Source organism: Cohnella zeiphila (assembly GCF_014212055.1).
GTDB classification, from domain to species: Bacteria; Bacillota; Bacilli; order Paenibacillales; family Paenibacillaceae; genus Cohnella; species Cohnella zeiphila.
The window spans coordinates 25,345-42,013 of the sequence record NZ_JACJVO010000032.1 but is presented as its reverse complement, the minus strand read 5'-3'; the positions used below and the strand labels follow the sequence as shown (position 1 = coordinate 42,013).

14 protein-coding genes and 1 pseudogene are annotated in these 16,669 nt (G+C 47.3%); 1 reads left to right on the top strand and 14 read right to left on the bottom strand.

Annotation, left to right across the window (positions count from 1 at the left end; all coding sequences use genetic code 11):
* Positions 1–3: 3 nt before the first annotated feature.
* From H7C18_RS24290 to H7C18_RS24260, 7 genes and pseudogenes are all read right to left on the bottom strand, one after another.
* On the bottom strand, positions 4–945 hold the full coding sequence (locus H7C18_RS24290) for a PD-(D/E)XK motif protein (RefSeq protein ID WP_185131707.1): 942 nt from the start codon (positions 943–945) through the stop codon (positions 4–6).
* A complete protein-coding gene (locus H7C18_RS24285; protein WP_185131706.1) occupies positions 942–3,716 on the bottom strand; it encodes a Z1 domain-containing protein in 2,775 nt (924 codons plus the stop codon). The genes H7C18_RS24290 and H7C18_RS24285 overlap by 4 nt, the downstream gene beginning before the upstream one ends.
* Entirely contained in the window at positions 3,706–5,178 is a 1,473-nt protein-coding gene (locus tag H7C18_RS24280) for an ATP-binding protein (protein WP_185131705.1), read from the bottom strand. Before H7C18_RS24280 ends, H7C18_RS24285 begins: the two co-directional genes overlap by 11 nt.
* A gap of 757 nt (positions 5,179–5,935) precedes the next feature.
* Positions 5,936–6,487, bottom strand: a pseudogene (rlmD, locus tag H7C18_RS24275) (23S rRNA (uracil(1939)-C(5))-methyltransferase RlmD); the annotation flags it as partial.
* A 41-nt stretch (positions 6,488–6,528) separates the two neighbouring features.
* Positions 6,529–6,762, bottom strand: coding sequence for an Abi family protein (locus H7C18_RS36110; RefSeq protein WP_185131704.1), 234 nt, complete (start codon positions 6,760–6,762; stop codon positions 6,529–6,531).
* Positions 6,763–6,796: 34 nt separating this feature from the next.
* Positions 6,797–7,129: a hypothetical protein gene (locus H7C18_RS24265; RefSeq protein WP_185131703.1), complete on the bottom strand. Its 333-nt coding sequence runs from the start codon at positions 7,127–7,129 to the stop codon at positions 6,797–6,799.
* Between the two features lie 75 nt (positions 7,130–7,204).
* The gene (locus tag H7C18_RS24260) at positions 7,205–7,795 is read right to left on the bottom strand and encodes a TetR/AcrR family transcriptional regulator (protein WP_185131702.1); all 591 of its coding nucleotides are present in this window, start codon (positions 7,793–7,795) and stop codon (positions 7,205–7,207) included.
* A gap of 149 nt (positions 7,796–7,944) precedes the next feature.
* On the opposite strand from H7C18_RS24260, the gene H7C18_RS24255 reads away from it, so the two are divergent.
* Positions 7,945–8,889 (top strand): ketopantoate reductase family protein, encoded by a 945-nt coding sequence (locus H7C18_RS24255; RefSeq protein WP_185131701.1) that lies wholly within the window; start codon positions 7,945–7,947, stop codon positions 8,887–8,889.
* Here H7C18_RS24255 and H7C18_RS36105 read toward each other — a convergent pair.
* The 7 genes from H7C18_RS36105 to H7C18_RS24220 all read right to left on the bottom strand — a co-directional run bounded on the left by H7C18_RS36105 (position 8,884) and on the right by H7C18_RS24220 (position 16,667).
* Positions 8,884–9,069 (bottom strand): amidohydrolase family protein, encoded by a 186-nt coding sequence (locus H7C18_RS36105; RefSeq protein WP_202887411.1) that lies wholly within the window; start codon positions 9,067–9,069, stop codon positions 8,884–8,886. The two genes, H7C18_RS24255 and H7C18_RS36105, sit on opposite strands and share 6 nt — an antisense overlap.
* 371 nt (positions 9,070–9,440) lie before the next feature.
* On the bottom strand, positions 9,441–10,820 hold the full coding sequence (locus H7C18_RS24245; RefSeq protein WP_185131700.1) for a GH39 family glycosyl hydrolase: 1,380 nt from the start codon (positions 10,818–10,820) through the stop codon (positions 9,441–9,443).
* A 28-nt stretch (positions 10,821–10,848) separates the two neighbouring features.
* Complete coding sequence (locus H7C18_RS24240) at positions 10,849–11,868, bottom strand: zinc-dependent alcohol dehydrogenase (RefSeq protein ID WP_185131699.1); 1,020 nt, start codon at positions 11,866–11,868, stop codon at positions 10,849–10,851.
* Positions 11,869–11,885: 17 nt separating this feature from the next.
* Entirely contained in the window at positions 11,886–13,034 is a 1,149-nt protein-coding gene (locus tag H7C18_RS24235; protein WP_185131698.1) for a mandelate racemase/muconate lactonizing enzyme family protein, read from the bottom strand.
* A 30-nt stretch (positions 13,035–13,064) separates the two neighbouring features.
* Positions 13,065–13,817: a PIG-L deacetylase family protein gene (locus H7C18_RS24230; RefSeq protein WP_185131697.1), complete on the bottom strand. Its 753-nt coding sequence runs from the start codon at positions 13,815–13,817 to the stop codon at positions 13,065–13,067.
* Positions 13,818–13,869: 52 nt separating this feature from the next.
* A complete protein-coding gene (locus tag H7C18_RS24225; RefSeq protein WP_185131696.1) occupies positions 13,870–15,714 on the bottom strand; it encodes an extracellular solute-binding protein in 1,845 nt (614 codons plus the stop codon).
* Positions 15,715–15,791: 77 nt separating this feature from the next.
* Entirely contained in the window at positions 15,792–16,667 is an 876-nt protein-coding gene (locus tag H7C18_RS24220; RefSeq protein ID WP_185131695.1) for a carbohydrate ABC transporter permease, read from the bottom strand.
* Between the last annotated feature and the right edge of the window lie 2 nt (positions 16,668–16,669).

The following is a 16,669-nucleotide window of genomic DNA, read 5'->3' as shown; positions in this document are numbered from 1 at the left end:
ATATCACTCCTTCTGCCAGTCCTGTAAGGATGGAAGGTTTAACTCGTAATGCAAAGAAATTATCTGAGGCGGGACAGTTTTTTTTGTCATCCGAGGAAATGTTTCATTAACTGAGTAACATTGCGTACCTGAGCAGAAATATTTCTGTTCTGAATAGGCTTGGAGGTCTATATATCCATACGCCGCAAGTTTCGAGCGAAATATATCCAAAGCATCAGAGTCACCAGACAGCTGATCGCAGATTTGTCTAACAATATCATTCAATGAAAATGAGCCATTCTTTTCCGGAGCAGTTTTGTCAATGCGCATAATCACAAGATCGCCATAATCGTTACAGCCCAACTGTTCAAGTGATGAAATAGTAACGCTTGTTGCAGAGGCACCAACACTTTTCACTTCAATCCAGCCATCTGCATATGCAAAATCTTGGTCTGCACCATCCGCACCTATCCACCCATGCACAGTAGTAAGTGCTGAGTCCGAGGTGTCAAGTCTGTTGGATAAAAATATTAATTCGCCTATTAACCCCTTCCGGCTATGCTCATCCATGAGACCACTTTTCTGGGATTCAAGTAGCCGACTCCATTGCTTATATCGACTTATTACAAGTGCTAGAGCTTCTTTCTTATTCGAAGCCGATTGTGAATGAGCAACAATATCACTACATAGGATTGCGAACACACTTTCCTGCTCATCACGAAGCAATTCGAAGGATAGTGTCCACCTATTATCCGATTCTCTGCGGCGGCGACTAACTGCCATGGACTTTGAAGATATAACATCTCCGATTTCAATATCGCTGACTAAGAGCAAGGTCTTCTGACTTATTGACTGAAAACCTATGTGCCATTCCAATGGATGTTTTATATCCACCTGCAGAAAACCACCGTCGCGATATTTAATACTATCCCATTGCCTTTGGAGGGATTCTGGTGTTATTGTCATTCGTCGTTGTCCTCCTCTGTGTCATAGTAGCTACGAAGTTCAACAAGATTCACCATATAGTTTACTATTTTCTCTTCACCATTATCTGGAATTCCGATACCCAAAGCAAAGAGGTAATCTGGCACATTCACCCCTGCATCAATCTGGCTACGAAGATTTCCTTTGTCATCTGTCCCAACTTTGTCGACGGCAACAATGTGTAACACTAAAATCGGCGGGCGATCTATCTCAAGGTATGCCTTATCGGGAATATGCTTCGCACCATTTGAATTCTTGGCAACAAATTTAGCGTGCGCCACCGTACGTTGCTCTTCGGATAGTCCTATTTTAGCAGCTCCTCCAGCACCGACACGGACTTTTGTGCCGCTTATGCTTATTTGTCCACTCGTCGCTTTAACGGCACGTTTCTCTGGATTTATTTGTAACACTTCATCTCCGCAAATCACCCCATCGTATGTTTCTCCTGAGCCTTCAGCAATGAAAACATCCCAATTATTCATATCATCGGAATCCCTGATGAAATCAGCCAGTGCCGCACCTTGAAAGTTTAATTGCCATGGATGTGTTCTGAAGTCGCGAAGAAGTTGCTCAATTTCGTCCTTGCTGATACCAGACCAAAAATAGCGCGCGTCATCTCTTAATACACGTTGTCCAATCGAAGGCAACTTTTTTACAAACTCTTTGAAAACTTCTTCGTTAGATTTTAATATACCAGCATCAGTTCTTAGCCGGGGTGTTTCAAGCAGACGTCCAGAGACGGTAATTGGACGACTCACAAAGGTTGCCGACCGCATCTTGTTTCTTGCGGTTACAATTAAAGACGCGGGATCTTGCCGAACTTTGAGGCCAAAGTCCATTGGTGTTAAATTGTCATGCTTCATTCGAGCAATTTCGAGTTTTAGTTCCTCGGCAGCTGCCGTAATATATCCGTACCAATCTATTGCTTCAACGCTAATCCAAATTTTGAACAAGTCTCCATAATCGGGACGGTAACCAAACCATCGTCCCATTTGCAGAAGCGTATCATACATTAAAGATTTGCGGTAAAAATAGCTAACACACAAACCCTCGAGAGTCAGCCCCCTGGAGAGGCTGTTACCGCCGACGGCAATCACTCGTAGACCATCATCTTTGTGGTTAAAATAATCCAGACTAGTGGCTCCACTTTTTTGGTTAACGGCACGGACATCTATAGGAGCCACAGCTTTAAAAAGATATTTGGTAAGAAACTGATGCCATGTCATCGGATTAGCGGGTTCTCCCGCTTTTCCACTAAGAGAATGTCTCTCCCACACAGCCTTAAGATAAGCGATACCGGGGATCTGGCTGCTTTCGGACTCGGAAAGCGTTGCATAGCTTTGTAGGTCAGAGCGCATTTGGATAACCCATTCGTTTGCTAGGTCGCGGATTTGATTTTGCACATCCGTGAAGCGGCTTACATGAATCATCATAGAACGGTGTTCTTTATGATGTCCACGAACATCACGGATTCCGTTAACAAGCAAAAAATACGCCATCGCCTCTTTCATGCTTGGCGGCAATTCAGTGACGGTCAAATATTTGTTATGGTCGAACGAAAAAAACGCATCCATCTCATCCGGATAGAGTGGTTCAAGGACATTCGAGTAATTTTCGGTTTTCTCTTCATCGTCCCCAAAAATATTTTCTGCTCCAATGTAGTTGGTCGGCGGAGAGAGTAAGTAAATAAAATCTCTCGGAAAGAGGTCTTGGCCTTGCATGTCTGTTTCCGTATCTGGGTTAATAAAGATGTTTGCATATGGTGTAGCCGTAATTCCAAGATAGGATGCTTGATGAAAAAGTTTCAGCAAACGACGTACAGCATCATTGATTGCAGTTGGATCTTTCTCCTCATCATTAGTGTTAACCGAAGCATTATCAGCCTCATCATCAATCACTAACATAGGCAAATTTATAACGCCATTTTCATCGACATTATTTGTTTTCAACCAGCCGATAAGATTGTTTAGGATGCTCTTGTTTTTCTTTATAACAAATACAACTGTTGTATTCACGCTATGAAGCGATAAATTCAAGGCTTTCAGAATATTTTTATCAAAGTCCTTTATTACGGAAGTAAAGGACTCGATACGGTTATCCTGACCATATTTACCAACACCAACAGGTACATTCTCGATTACACGTTTCGGATCGAGAAGATACTCACTTTTTCTACCAGAAAATTCAGCATCAAGCCTTCCTTGAGTTTGTTGACGCAGATTTTCCTGCATACCTGCAAGGACAATAATTACTCGGTAACCTGTGTCGGCAGCCTTGTTGCAAATGGCAGTGTAGTTGGCTGTTTTTCCAGATTGCACATCACCTAAAACTAGACCACGTCGCTGAAAAGCAACATTACTTTCTGGATCGCCAAGCAAATCAACAATTTCATCCGAAACACGATCTAGGTTGCCAGTAACACGAGGATTCCAATGTTTTATCTCCTCAAGATACTTTTTGTATCTTTTCCAAAAAAAGAAGTCCTTCTTGGCACGTCGAGCAGGCAGCCACGATTGATGTGGTTGCTTGTCTTTAATTACAATTCCTATTTCCATTTTAACAACAATGTTTGCTCTGAGTTTACGCTTAATGTTTGAAAAATCTTCATCTGAGACAGGAATCATCGGCTGGAGCAAGTTTCTTATTTCAATTGCCTTTCTTTCGAACTCCTCATCAGTAGGGCGTACCTCTGAAAATTCTGTGTTCATCATAGAAGATATCATGCCTTCTAATTGCTCTACATTAGTTGCCATTTGAGAAACCTCCTGTTTTGTACCGCTCAATTATTTTTGGGTAATCGATAAATGGATCGGATACCGAAAGCCGCTCCAGTAATTCCATTCGCATTACGGCGGTTGGCATCTGACCTAGCAGTAACTTTAGAGTTGCTTCAACATCATGTGCAGTGGTTTCTAAGTCATTTTCGATTGGCTTATCCGAGTTCAAATCTATATAAAGCTGATTTAAAGGGAGTTGCGATTCAATCGCCTTCAACAATGTTTCAAGGTTGCGACGAAACTGTGGTGGTGCGTCTAAGAACATTTCAACCATTGGATGGTCTCGATTGATGTTATAATAAGAACCGCCTTGTTTACCTTTAAATCTTTGCCATACATGGACGACCGAATCACTTGTTTCTTTTTTACCACGGAAAGTCCAAGTTTGCTTGCTTCGTTCAGCTAAACGCTCGACAATCGATTCCAAGTTATTACGCACAATTTCTGGTGGAAATGCCGTCGATTTCTTAATATCTAACGTCCAAAGACCATCAAGTTCATTTGGAATATCCACTTGAATGCGAGCCAGCTTTGAAAGTTCCCCTTGGCGCATCATGCGAAACCAAGTGCCCCCTAAAAGTAGCCGCTTATTACGATATATATAGAAACCTTGGCTTTTACGAAGCCCCTCTTTTCCGCCGAGAGCATCTATTTCATCAGAGGATAGAGCTGATACATGCGGAAGTATGAAAGGGCGAACAACAACCTTTGCGTTCTCAATATATAACACTTCATCTGCCATAACTTGCGTATTTCGCTTTGTAAGAAAAGGATCAGCCGGCTCGACAGGAAGAGCATTCATATTTATGCGTAATTTTTTGAGCCCCGCTTCACCGCTTATGTAGCGGTGAAAAACCAATGACAGATGATCTCGTACATCAGACATTTTTTTGCTCATCGAGCGATCGAAGTTGACTTCGCCTACTTTTAACCTATCAAGATTCTGCCAAACAACGAGTGTACCAGATTGAAGTTTATTTAATTCCTCAATGCATGGAACAGTGGACATTTCTTCTTCAGTTTCAAGCACTAATAACGACCACTCTTCTGTTTCTGTAACATAGTCGATATCCCAACAGCGTGCCTCAACTCGGTTTTCCTGTTTGCTAACCACAGTTAAAGTACGACATTGCGAAAGAGAGGCTGTTTTTAAACCCAGTCCAAACCGTCCCAAGTCATTGGCATCGCGGTTATCATTAGGATTTTGGCTTCCATACCTCATCGCGGTCTCAAGTTGTGTCGAGTTCATGCCATTTCCGTTGTCTAATATTGCTATGTAGGAATCATTTATAGGAAAGAAAAAGAGATCAATACATGATGCCAATGCCGTTATACTATTATCGATAATATCAGCAACTGCTGCTTCTAACGTATACCCAATCGCACGGGTTGACTCTATAAGTGTCGGTGCGTGCGGCGGCAACGAGACTGTTTTCATATACGATTCCTTTCTTCTATGATTAAATGACTAAGTACCCAATGCGAGTATGAGTTTTAAATTCATTCATTCGAATCAATACCCCCGCTAGTTCTTTGAACAATACTAGCAAAAGTAACTTTCGTATAACTTCAGAACCATTAAGGACAATGAACTCTAGACACTTCCTACTAGGGGCATATTTACAATTGGATTCGATAATTCCATGGGTATATCTTCTATACGCTGATCCGAAAGTCCTTTATTTCGTCAACATTCACTGTTTCAGAATCATATTTGTCGTATTTGTTGGCGCTCGTGCCTGAACGAACCGGAATTAGCTAACATGTAAAGGGGATTTCCAGCAAGTCCAAACTTTTGCCGTCCAGAAACCCAATAGTCTCCATTCAAAAAAAGTATCGAACAATAGCTTGCACTACATTCCTTCAAAATACAAACCCATGTAGAATTCTAAAGGCCACCTTCGTTTTTAAATTCCGAAGGTGGCCTTTTCAAGTCGATCTATTGCCAATTCCCATATTTTCCATTCACCTCAAGTAGTTACCGGATTGCTGTAGTTGAGGTGCTCTCTTTAACATTCGTTCCTATTACGCATCAATGGTTAAAGATCGTTACTCATATCTATCCACTTCAAACAAAACAACCGAAACTTTAATCGTATCTCGCAATTCCTTAGTCTTATAATCGCTCTGATCCTTCGCAAAGTAGAAATAATACTTCGCCGAATACTGATAACTATAGACTTCTAGGTATCGACTCAATATATCCCCACTACGCACTCCACATGAACGGTATGCGGAAACATATCCACCACTTGAACCTCCACAGTCCGATATCCCCCATCCTCTAGAACCCTCAAATCCCGAGCCAGCGTGGAAGGATTGCATGACACATACACGATCCGCTTCGGGCGAAGCTGGAGCATCGTATCTAACAGCCGAGGATCGCAGCCTTTGCGAGGTGGATCGACGACTATAACGTCCGGCGAGAGGCTGGCGGCCTGCCAGCGAGGCAGGATGTCCTCGGCGGCGCCGACAGCGAATTCGGCGTTGGAGATGTTGTTGATCGACGCGTTGCGGCGGGCGTCTTCGATGGCTTCGGGGACGATCTCGACGCCGTAGACGCGGCGGGCGTGCTGGGCGAGGAACAGGGTGATCGTTCCGATGCCGCAGTAGGCGTCGAACACAGTCTCGTCGCCGGTGAGAGTGGCGTAATCCAGAGCGGCGCGGTATAGGCGCTCGGTCTGGGTGGGGTTGACCTGAAAGAAGGAGCGGGCGGAGATGGCGAAGCGGAGGCCGCCGATCTCGTCCAGATTCTACGGCCTCAATCAGCTTGTTTATCTTTTCTTCATCAACATAGACTCCCAATCCTCTGGGAATCCAAATATAGCTTGGAGAGCGCTCCGAACGACAGAACCTCAATTGCGGCCCAGACAGGAATCTTTCCTTCGTACTTCTGAACGTGATGCCTAATGAAGATTTCCTGTGAGCGTTTAACTTCCTTATCAAGCTCGACAAGAAAGGTTCCATGATTATCAAAATGCTGCGATTCCAAATGGCCTAAGAAACAGTCATTTTGTTTCACACTGTCGTCGGTCGCTTTAGAAATGGAGTATTATTCAATTCCATAATTTCGTGACGATAAAGTTAGGGAGATTTTTTTCAAGATACTTCATTCTTTCCGAATAATCTTGTTTTGCAAGAGTTTTCGAAAGTATATTGTTCGATACTAATAAGTCATAAAATGATTTCAGCATCTGGGCTGATATAGCGGAAGTAAGACCGTCGATCAGAATAGAAGATATTTTTTCAGGCTGTACAAGTTCAATCTGGCCCGGAATCGAATCATTGATCAGCAGCCATTTTGCAAATTCTTTTGCATCGACTTCATCTGTATCGTATTTTTTCCAAACTGCGCCATTATCTTTGCTTATCTGTACTGTGTTATCCATCCGAAGCTAATGATACCCACCAAATGGCAAGATGAGCCGATATTAAAGTCCATCATTCTCTTTCTCCTCCTCCCCTTACTTTTTATTCGAATCAGGGCGCAGCGGATTGACCTTGCCAAAGATATGATACGGTGTTATCCCATTTGCAAATAGGCTATCTACCAACTTGACCAATTCTTCCGACGATAGATCTTTGCCGTTGCGTATCCAAAGGCGAAACATAGATATTAATGTTGATATGTAAAACTCAATTATGTATGGTGCTAAGACATCATTTGTTGGAAAGTCCACAATCAATCTCTCAAAGGGAATTTCTCTTTTCAGGCGTTCAACAAAATGAACAGAACCATAGTCGCCCAAGAGGGCTTTAAGAATTGAAATTTCCTCTGCATTTTCCAAGCATTGAAGTGCATCTTGGAAAGTATGTGTAGAAAACTCTCTGCTTGCCATTTCCTCGTTAATGGATTTCAAGACACGCTCTTCAACGCAGTCCAACAACTCATAGATATCCGTAAAGTATTGATAAAATGTACTGCGATTATATCCTGATTGGTTAGCAATCTCTTGGATGGATATTTTTTCAATTGGTTTTTGGCTATATAAATCGCAGAATACATTTATAAATGTTTGCCTTGTTTTGTCCGTAATTTCAGGTTGCTTATTCATGATTTGCCTCCATTTTCTGTTCAATCGATAATACGACAGATATTAAAAATCTGATGGTTGATGACCGTATAGTGAATCTATACAATAACATTATACAACACGTTGTTTGATCATCAACAAGGATTAATATATATTTTTAGGAGGCTAATATGAGAATTTTATTCTTCGGTAGAGGTGTAATATCGACCCAATATGCTTGGGCTTTTGAAAAGGCAGGGCATACAGTTGAGTTTTACGTTAGAAAAGGGAGAAAAGAAACCTTCGGAAGCAACATAGAGCTTGAAATGTGGGACGCACGAAGAGGGAAACAGCTAATAAAAGAAAGCTGGAACGTCAAACTGCATGAGGAGATGAACCCAAATTATGATCTCATTATTGTGAGTGTCAACACGGAACAACTTCCGGAAGCAGCACAATTACTATCGACTGCCGCTGGTAACACCCCTGTCCTAATATTCAATAACGTTTGGCAAGATTTGGAATCATCGATTGCACCATTGTCTATGAACAATGTTGTCTTTGGCTTCCCCGGAGCAGGAGGCGGCATCGCGGACAACAGGCTTAGAGGCGGCTTTCTGAAAATGCTATTTTTGGAAAAACCACGGGCAGGCACTGAACATATTAACAACAAGGTCAAAGAACTATTTGAAAGCGCCCATTTTAAAATTAGTTGGAAAAAGGATATGCAAAGCTGGCTATGGAATCACTTTGCCATGAATGCGGCGATGGAGACCGAGGTGTTAAAACGGGGAAGTTTTCCAGCACTTATGAATCATAGTGACTCATTCGCAAATGTCGGTAAGAATATGAGGGGAATTATTCCTGTACTTAAAGCAAGAGGTGCAAAGATTGATACGATTTCTCTACTGTTAACTAAGATTCCACCGGCACTTCTCGGCACGCTTTTTAACAAGGTTATTTTTGCAAAGGGCAGCTTACCACGACTTTTCGTCGAATACAACAATAGTAAAGCAGGTTTTGCGGTACTTGAAGTTGTGAGAGAAGCAAAAAAGTTAGGTATACCTTTACCACGTCTTACCGTGGCATTTGAAAACACTGAACAACACAAAGCTATTGAAAATTCCATATCATAAAAATTTGCAGAATTCTCTGTCGTCATGCGGATAATTTTGGGGGTTGGCGTCCGGAAGGACCAAATCGGCGTTTTTGCCGATCTCCACGGTCCCCATATCATTCATCCGGTCCAGAAATCCAGCCCCGTTCAGGGTTGTCATCTGAAGAACATGAAGCGGCGGGATACCGGCCTTCTCCAACTCGTCTACGATATCTTAATTTAATTGCAGAATCCGATTGTTCTTCTAAAGAGTAAGCCAAAATTTGTGATACATTAGGACTCATTCAGGTAAATGTGGCTCCACATGCCCCGTATGCGGAAACATAGGCTGTTTGGTTCCCATCCGCCGAGGCACGCTAAAGCCTTGATTTATAAGGGGATTCGCGATTTGAGTATTGTTTCATTTGGATGCCGTTTGCTCAAAAATGATGGCTTTCGTCCCCAATTCGTCCCCCTTAACTACCGCTAGTCCCTCAATGTAGAATCTCCAGGGATAAGCCACATTGCCTTAAGTAAGGCTTTAAGCGATCCACCGCTCGCTGCGCTGTATGCTGACGTAAAGGAAAGAGATTACAACTTTACGTCCGAATCTTCTAGAATGGTCAGCAGTACACTGTCGGCGGGACAATATACCTGGCAAAAAAAGTTCGTCAGTACGTCGGTTTCCCGGCTTTCGACCTGGACCAACTCCAGTTCCTGCGGCAGCCAACGCTGGTTCTCGTCGATCCGGTAGACCTTGAGCCGTTTGGGGCCTTCCGCTAGGTCCGAGAACCGCAGAGTCACAATCATATCGCGGGATTCCTCATGATGGTTGACGAAAAACACCGTTTTGCGCCTATCGTCTTCGGACGCCAGCACTTTCAGGTGGGGATGATCCGTACGCGCTTCTATACGCTCCGCACCCATCCGCTGCAGCATCCGATAGACGAAATACTGCGGCCTGACCTCCTCGCCAACGCCAAAAAGACCGAAACGATGAGGGATTTCGTTCCAATGCTTGATCATGATGTACGGATCGTTGAAAAACTTCTCAAATTCCTGTTTATAGTTGGCCTGATCCCAGACATGATAATAGAACGACCAATCGAGTCCGATATCCACAAAATCGATCAGGATTGCGGCGACAATGGAAGAACGCCGAGGATCGAACGCCATGTCCTCCAACGAAACCGGATCGAAGCTTTTGTTGAATTCCGTATAGAGCAGTTCAGGACGCTTGCCGGGATACCGCTTTACAACCTCCTGATACTCTCGGATCTGGTCTTTATGATATTCCAGATCGTCCGTGTAGGCGTGAAAGGAGACAAAATCGAGCTGAAGCCCTGTTCTTCCGCAATAATCGACAAGCGCGGGGATGATAGCCCGATCGCCGTCCGTCACGGCCGGCCCACCGACTTTCGCCTCAGGGAACGCTTCAAGGACTGCCTTTGCCGTCATTTCATAGTATTGAACGTAGTCATCCGGATTTTTGATGTAATAGGGGCTGCCTCCCCACTCCCCGATGTCCGTTTCGTTACCGATTTCCCAGTAAGTCACAATCTGCTTCTCTACCGAATATCTCTTGACTAGCTCGCGGATCACGTTGCGCCACTCGTCAACATCGTTCGGCATCCAGACTGTATGGTCGATGTCCGGATACAGAACTCTCGGTTTGATCGTAATCGCGGCCACCACTTTCGCTCCGGTTGCGGAGAGCGAATTCATGTACGGGTCAAGCTTATGCCAATCGAACTTTCCGTGCTCCGGGTAGATGTTGAAGTAATCCTGGATAAAAGTCCGCAGCAAACGGGGCTTCAGCTTCTTCGATCCCTGCACGACTCGGTCGGGCAGCGGAAGCGAGTTGATTCCGCCATGGCCGATCGAGTGCCGCCACAGCTCCAGCTGGCCTTGCTTAACAGCCGCGTTAATTTGAATTTCCTGGACGGGAAGTTTATCGAATCTATTTCTCATTTGGATCGGCTCTCCTTTAAATCGGCATTTAGGCCTTGTTATGCAAAATTACCGCCTTTGTACCTCGAAACCGGCCCTTCAAGATGTCGTTCAACACGCCCTGTGCATCATCAAAAGGTACCGGATGCGTCACCATATCCTTGACGTTGATCCGGCCGCTCGCCGTTAGGCGGATGCCCTGCTCCCACAAGTGCGGCGCGGAGATGCACGTGACGACGGTCAAATCCTTGCCGACCACCTGATCGGATACGATCGACGGCCGATCCAAGCCGCTCAGCCCGTACAGCACCACGGTTCCGCCGCTGGCCGCCAATGCAAAGCAATCCCTAACGGCGTCAGGGCTTCCCGATGCTTCGATCGCCACGTCGAACCGCATGTCGTCCAGCCGCTTGCGCTCTTCCGGAGAACGGATGTTGACGACTAAGTCCGCGCCAAGACGTTTGCCGAGCTCTAGCCGCTCATTGTCCATGCCGACCATCGTCACGGTGGAAGCGCCGTATACTTTGGCCAACTGGGCGAACAAGAGGCCGGCCGGCCCCGGTCCGAACACGACGGCATGAGCGCCGGCCATGCGGGGCACCCGGTCGACCGCGCCCATCGTACAGTTGAGCGGCTCCATCATCGCGCCCTCGACAAAGCTCATGCCGGCCGGCAACCGGTATAGGTTGGACGGCGGGACGACGACATATTGGCCGTAACCGCCTTGGCCGCAGGTCGTGCCAAGTTCGCCGCCTCTTGAACACAAGTGCTTTTTGCCCTGCTGGCAATAGGTGCAGTTGCCGCACGACACGACCGGATCGACAACAACCGCATCCCCTGCCTTCCAGCCGGCGACCTCTGCGCCGGTACGCTCGACGACACCAGCCATTTCGTGGCCTAGAATCCAGGGAGGCTTGGCGAAATTCAGCTTGCCTTGAATCATATGAATGTCGGTTGTGCAGACGCCTGCTGCACGAACACGAATCAACACTTCCCGATCGTTGTTCGCGGGCGGCTGCAGCGAGCGCTCGGTCTCAACGCCGGTGTCCTTCCAAACGAGTGCTTCCATCCCGTCACCGCCCTTCTTTAACTTGCCGCTGATATCGTATACTTGCGGACGACTTCCTCGTTCAATTCAACGCCGAGACCCGGCGCGGTCGGAACCTGCAGATAGCCGTCGCTAGCGAGTTCGAGCGGATTCAACACCAGATCCCGGCTCAGCGGCGTGTCGTTCGTGCAGAACTCCTGGAACACCGGGTTCGTCTGATACGCATTCAAATGAAGGGAAGCTGCGGTCAGCACGTCCGATGTCCAGGCGTGCGGGATCAGCAGCTTACCCGCCTTCTCCACCGCTTCCGCCAGCCGGCGCGCCTCCGTCAATCCGCCCGCCCTGGAAATATCGGGTTGGATGACATCCACGTTGCCCTGCTCGATCAACTCCCGATACTCGTATAGTCCGCCCAGCTGTTCGCCGCAGGCGATGCGGGCATCAACCGATTCCGCGAGCTTGCGGTAGCCCTTCAGGTTGTCGGAGACGAGCGGCTCCTCCACAAAGAATACGCTATATCTCTCGATCTCCTTCACCAGCTGCACGGCAAGCTTGACGTCAGCGGTCCATATGCCGTCGACCATGATGTCCATTCCGTCGCCGGCCTCCAGCCGGGCCGCTTCGACGAGCTTGACGATTCGGCGGGGCTCCTCCGTCACCGGCCCCCAGCCGAACTTCACGGCGGTGAATCCCATGGAACGGTATTTCTGAACGGCGGTCTTCATCTCTTCCGGCGTGCTGCGGAACAAGGTGCTGGCGTAGGCGCGGATGCGTTCATGCTTCCGCCCGCCAAGCATGACGCTGACCGGCTGGCCGGACGCTTTGCCGATAATGTCCCAAATCGCGATGTCCACCGCGCTCATCGCATGAATCGCCGCGCCTCTTCTGCCGTGGTAAAAGCTGGATTGGTACATTTTGCTCCAGATTTTATCGACTTCGAACGGATTCTCCCCTAACACCGCGCACTGCAGTCCCTCGCAAAAATTCGGCAAATACGAAGGCGCCTCGATCAGCGCCTTTACGATGTGCGGGTGCGAGTCGCAATCGGCTATGCCGGTAATTCCTTCGTCGGTATGCACCTTGATGATGGCGGCATACTTGGGGCCGCGGGAGTCGGAAGCGTCTGCCTGCATGCCGTATGGATAAGGACTTTCGAGAATAATCGTTTCCACTTGAGTGATTTTCATGGCCTGCTCCTTATCTTGATTTGTCAGCCGTTAGCGAGTTTGAATTCGATACTCGAATGCGCTGTCCGCATCGCTCTCAGGCAGCAGCCGTTTGGACAGTCCCCTGTACCAGGCCTCGACTTTGACAAACCCTTCGGCGTACTTGCAGCCGGATTGATAGCCGCGGAATTTGCCTGTCGTCTCCACGACGTCCAACAGGTCCACGTTCAGCAGACGCATGAAAATATCGGTCTGGCTTGCATGCTTGGCAAGCGCCGCCTTCTTGACCTCGATCGTGTCCGTAATATCGACGAGTTCCGTCGGATTGAAGCCGATCCCCCCCAAGTTATCCATATAATACAGGGTTACTTGACGGTCGGCGGCTGGGCGACTTGTCTTCACGTTGGCCACGCCGGCAAGCGGGAGCGCGTCCCATACAAGCTGCGACGTGTATCGGTGATCCGGATGGTAGTCATTAGGTCCATGGGTGATGACCAGGTCCGGATTCACCTGCCGAATCATATCCACGAACGCGAGCCGAATTTCCATCGTGTTCTCGAGCAGCTCATCCGGGTAGCCCATCCAGATGGGTGTGGCGCCGATGACCTCGCAGGATTGTCGGAACTCCTCCTCTCGCGTTCGGGCCAGCTCTTCCGGTTCCACGTCGAAGTTGCCTTTGTCGCCGTTGGTCGCTACGGCCATGAACACTTCATGCCCTTGCTTGACATACATCGCAAGCGTCCCAGCACACTGCAATTCCAGATCGTCCGGGTGGGCGCCGACGGCCAATATCCGCATCCCCATGTGTCTGCCATTCCTTCCCTTATGCGAAAAGTGAAGTGTTAACTACGCTTGATTACTTGAACGGATAGTTCTTCTCGGCCTCGTTAATAATCGGGTCCATAACCGGCTTCGCCTTCGCCATTTCCGTTTTATAATAGTTGTATACTTCGTCCGGTTTGAACTTGGCCACGCCGTCCAGGAACGACTTTTGCGCCTTCGCAAATTGGTCGTCATTTTTAGCGAAGATCACTTTGAATTCATTCTTGTAAGCATACGAATTAATGTTGGCAGCTGCCGTCTTCAATTCATCCGACATTGGCTGGAACAAAGAATCATAGTTGATGAACATGACGGTTTTCGCGCTGTTCAAGTAGATATCGGTCAGATTCTGTACGCCGTAATGCGCCATTGCGTCTATTTCGACGTCGGAATAATTTTTGCTGATATAGCCAGGCTCCATGTTCAAATTAAAGTAGGCTTTGTCGAACGGACTGATGACGTTTCCGCTCCACGGCGACAGGAGGTTATAGAGCGACAATCCGGTTTGCAGATTCGTCGATTCCCAATCTGACGTCGATTGACTCTCTTGAACGTAAGCATCCGTATATGCGGGTTTTCCGTCTTTCATCTCCCACGTTTGTCCCTCCACGCCCGAATTTACGAGGCGCGAACCTTCAGGCGTAGACAGGAAGTTGATCAGTCGCATGGCCGCTTCCGGATTTTTGCAATTTTTCGAAATCACATATTGATAACCGCTCGTTTCATTAACCATCGCCTGGATATTGCCATGACCTTGGAACGCCGGCAGCGCCACGTAGCCTTTGTATTCCTCGCCAACCGACTTGAAATAATTTGCGGGCTCTCCCAGTTGCCAACCGCTGAAGAACATCAGATATTGACCGTTCTTCAACTTCTCGTCGGCTTGGTCATAATGTTGAGTGGCGGAATCGGGATCCAGCAGACCGGCTTGATTCAGTTTGTAAGCGAACCTCAATCCATTCCAATACGGGCTGTCGGTATCGGTAATCGCGTTCTTGGCATATAAATCGCGGTTCACCGCGTCATAGTAGGCAACCAAGTCTGGATAACCGTAATATCCGCGGGACCAAGCGTAGCCGTAACGGAACAGCGCTTCTCCCCAGCCTGAACCTTCCCCGAACCAGCCGCCTACGCCATACACGGGCTTGCCTTCTTTGGTTTTGGGTTCCAGCTTCTTCATGTCGGACAACAGTTTGATCAGGTCGTCGTCGTTATTGATCTGGGGATAGCCTAGCTGCTTATACAAGTCCCACCGGATAAAGATGCCGTCGGAAGGTCTCGTCTCCAGCGTTGTTCCGCCATACGTCGTAATCGACCACAGTTGGCCATCCGGACTTGCGTATTTTTTGTTGAACTCGGTTCGCGCCTTTAGGACGGGGTTATTCATGATATCCGGAGCGTATTTGGCGACCAGATCGTCAAGCGGAATGATTTGGCCCGATTTCGCTGCCGCCGTTACATTCTTCGCAATATCCTGCGAGTAGTCGCCCGCTACATACGTGATGTCGTCCAAGTCGCCGGACGCCAGCATGGTATTAACCTGAGCGGCGACGTCCTTTTGCGGGTTACGCGTGATTTCAATCTGGACGCCTGTTTTTTCTTCGATTATTTTGGCGACGGGATCTGTTTGAATGCCGATCGGAAACTTTGTGTTTGCGCCGTTGCCGAGGAATAGTGAAATCTTCACTTTTTCTTTCGGAGCGTCGCTGGCCGTTGCCGAATTTGTGTCGGCGTTGGAACTGGCACTGGCGCTTGTGTTAGCTGCGCTGTTGCCGGAAGACGACGAATTGTTCGATTGACCGCTGTTGCAACCTGCTACTACAATCAATATTGCAAGAAATAATGCAGACATCGCGACCCTTTTCTTCTTTCCTGCCATTCACGAAACCTCCCTTTATTATTTGTACCTTTATATATGGCTGCCATTAGGCAGCGGCATATAGGACTGGGCTTGCCTTAGCCCTTGACGGCGCCAAGCATGATGCCGTTAATAAAATACTTCTGCATGAAAGGGTACACGACGAAGATCGGGATTATCGTCACCATGGAGATCGTAATCTTGATCGTATTGGCGTTAGGCGGTACCCGATTCAACAATTCGCCGGCATGCTGGATGCTTGTAATTCTGGGAGACGCCATCTGTAAGTATTGGTATAAAGCGTATTGCAACGTTTTCAAATTCGGTTTGAACACCAGCATCATGTTGTCCCACCATGAATTCCACTGATTGACCGCGCTGAACACGGTAACGGCGGCGATAATAGGCAGGCATAAGGGAAAGATAATGCGAACGAGAATGACTAGAATGCCGGCGCCGTCAACAGAGGCAGATTCTTCCAGAGAAGAAGGAATACTCTCGATATAGGTTTTAATCAGAATGATGAAGTAGGCGGATACAGCAGACGGCAGAATGTAAAGCAGGAAATTGTTCTTCAAACCGTATTTCATCATCGTGATATACCAGGGAATGATTCCCGCGCTGAGGTACATGGTCATTACGATCAGCCGGTACATGGTTTTGCGCATCGGGAGTTCTTTCTTGGTTACGAAGTAAGCGACAGATGTGCAGCATATTAAAGTAATAACAGTCCCGATCACTGCTCGCATCGCGGACACGATAAACGCCTTTACGATTTCCGGTGAGTTCAGGATGTCGACATAATTTTGAAAGGTGAATCCGATCGGCACGAAGCTTAAATGCCTCGAAATCATCTGGGAGTCGCTTAGCGAGTAAACGAGCATGTAATAGAATGGGAATAGAAACACGATGATCAGCACGACCGAAACGACATTCATCACGCCGTCGAACAGCGTGAGCTTCTTGTGAATCATGG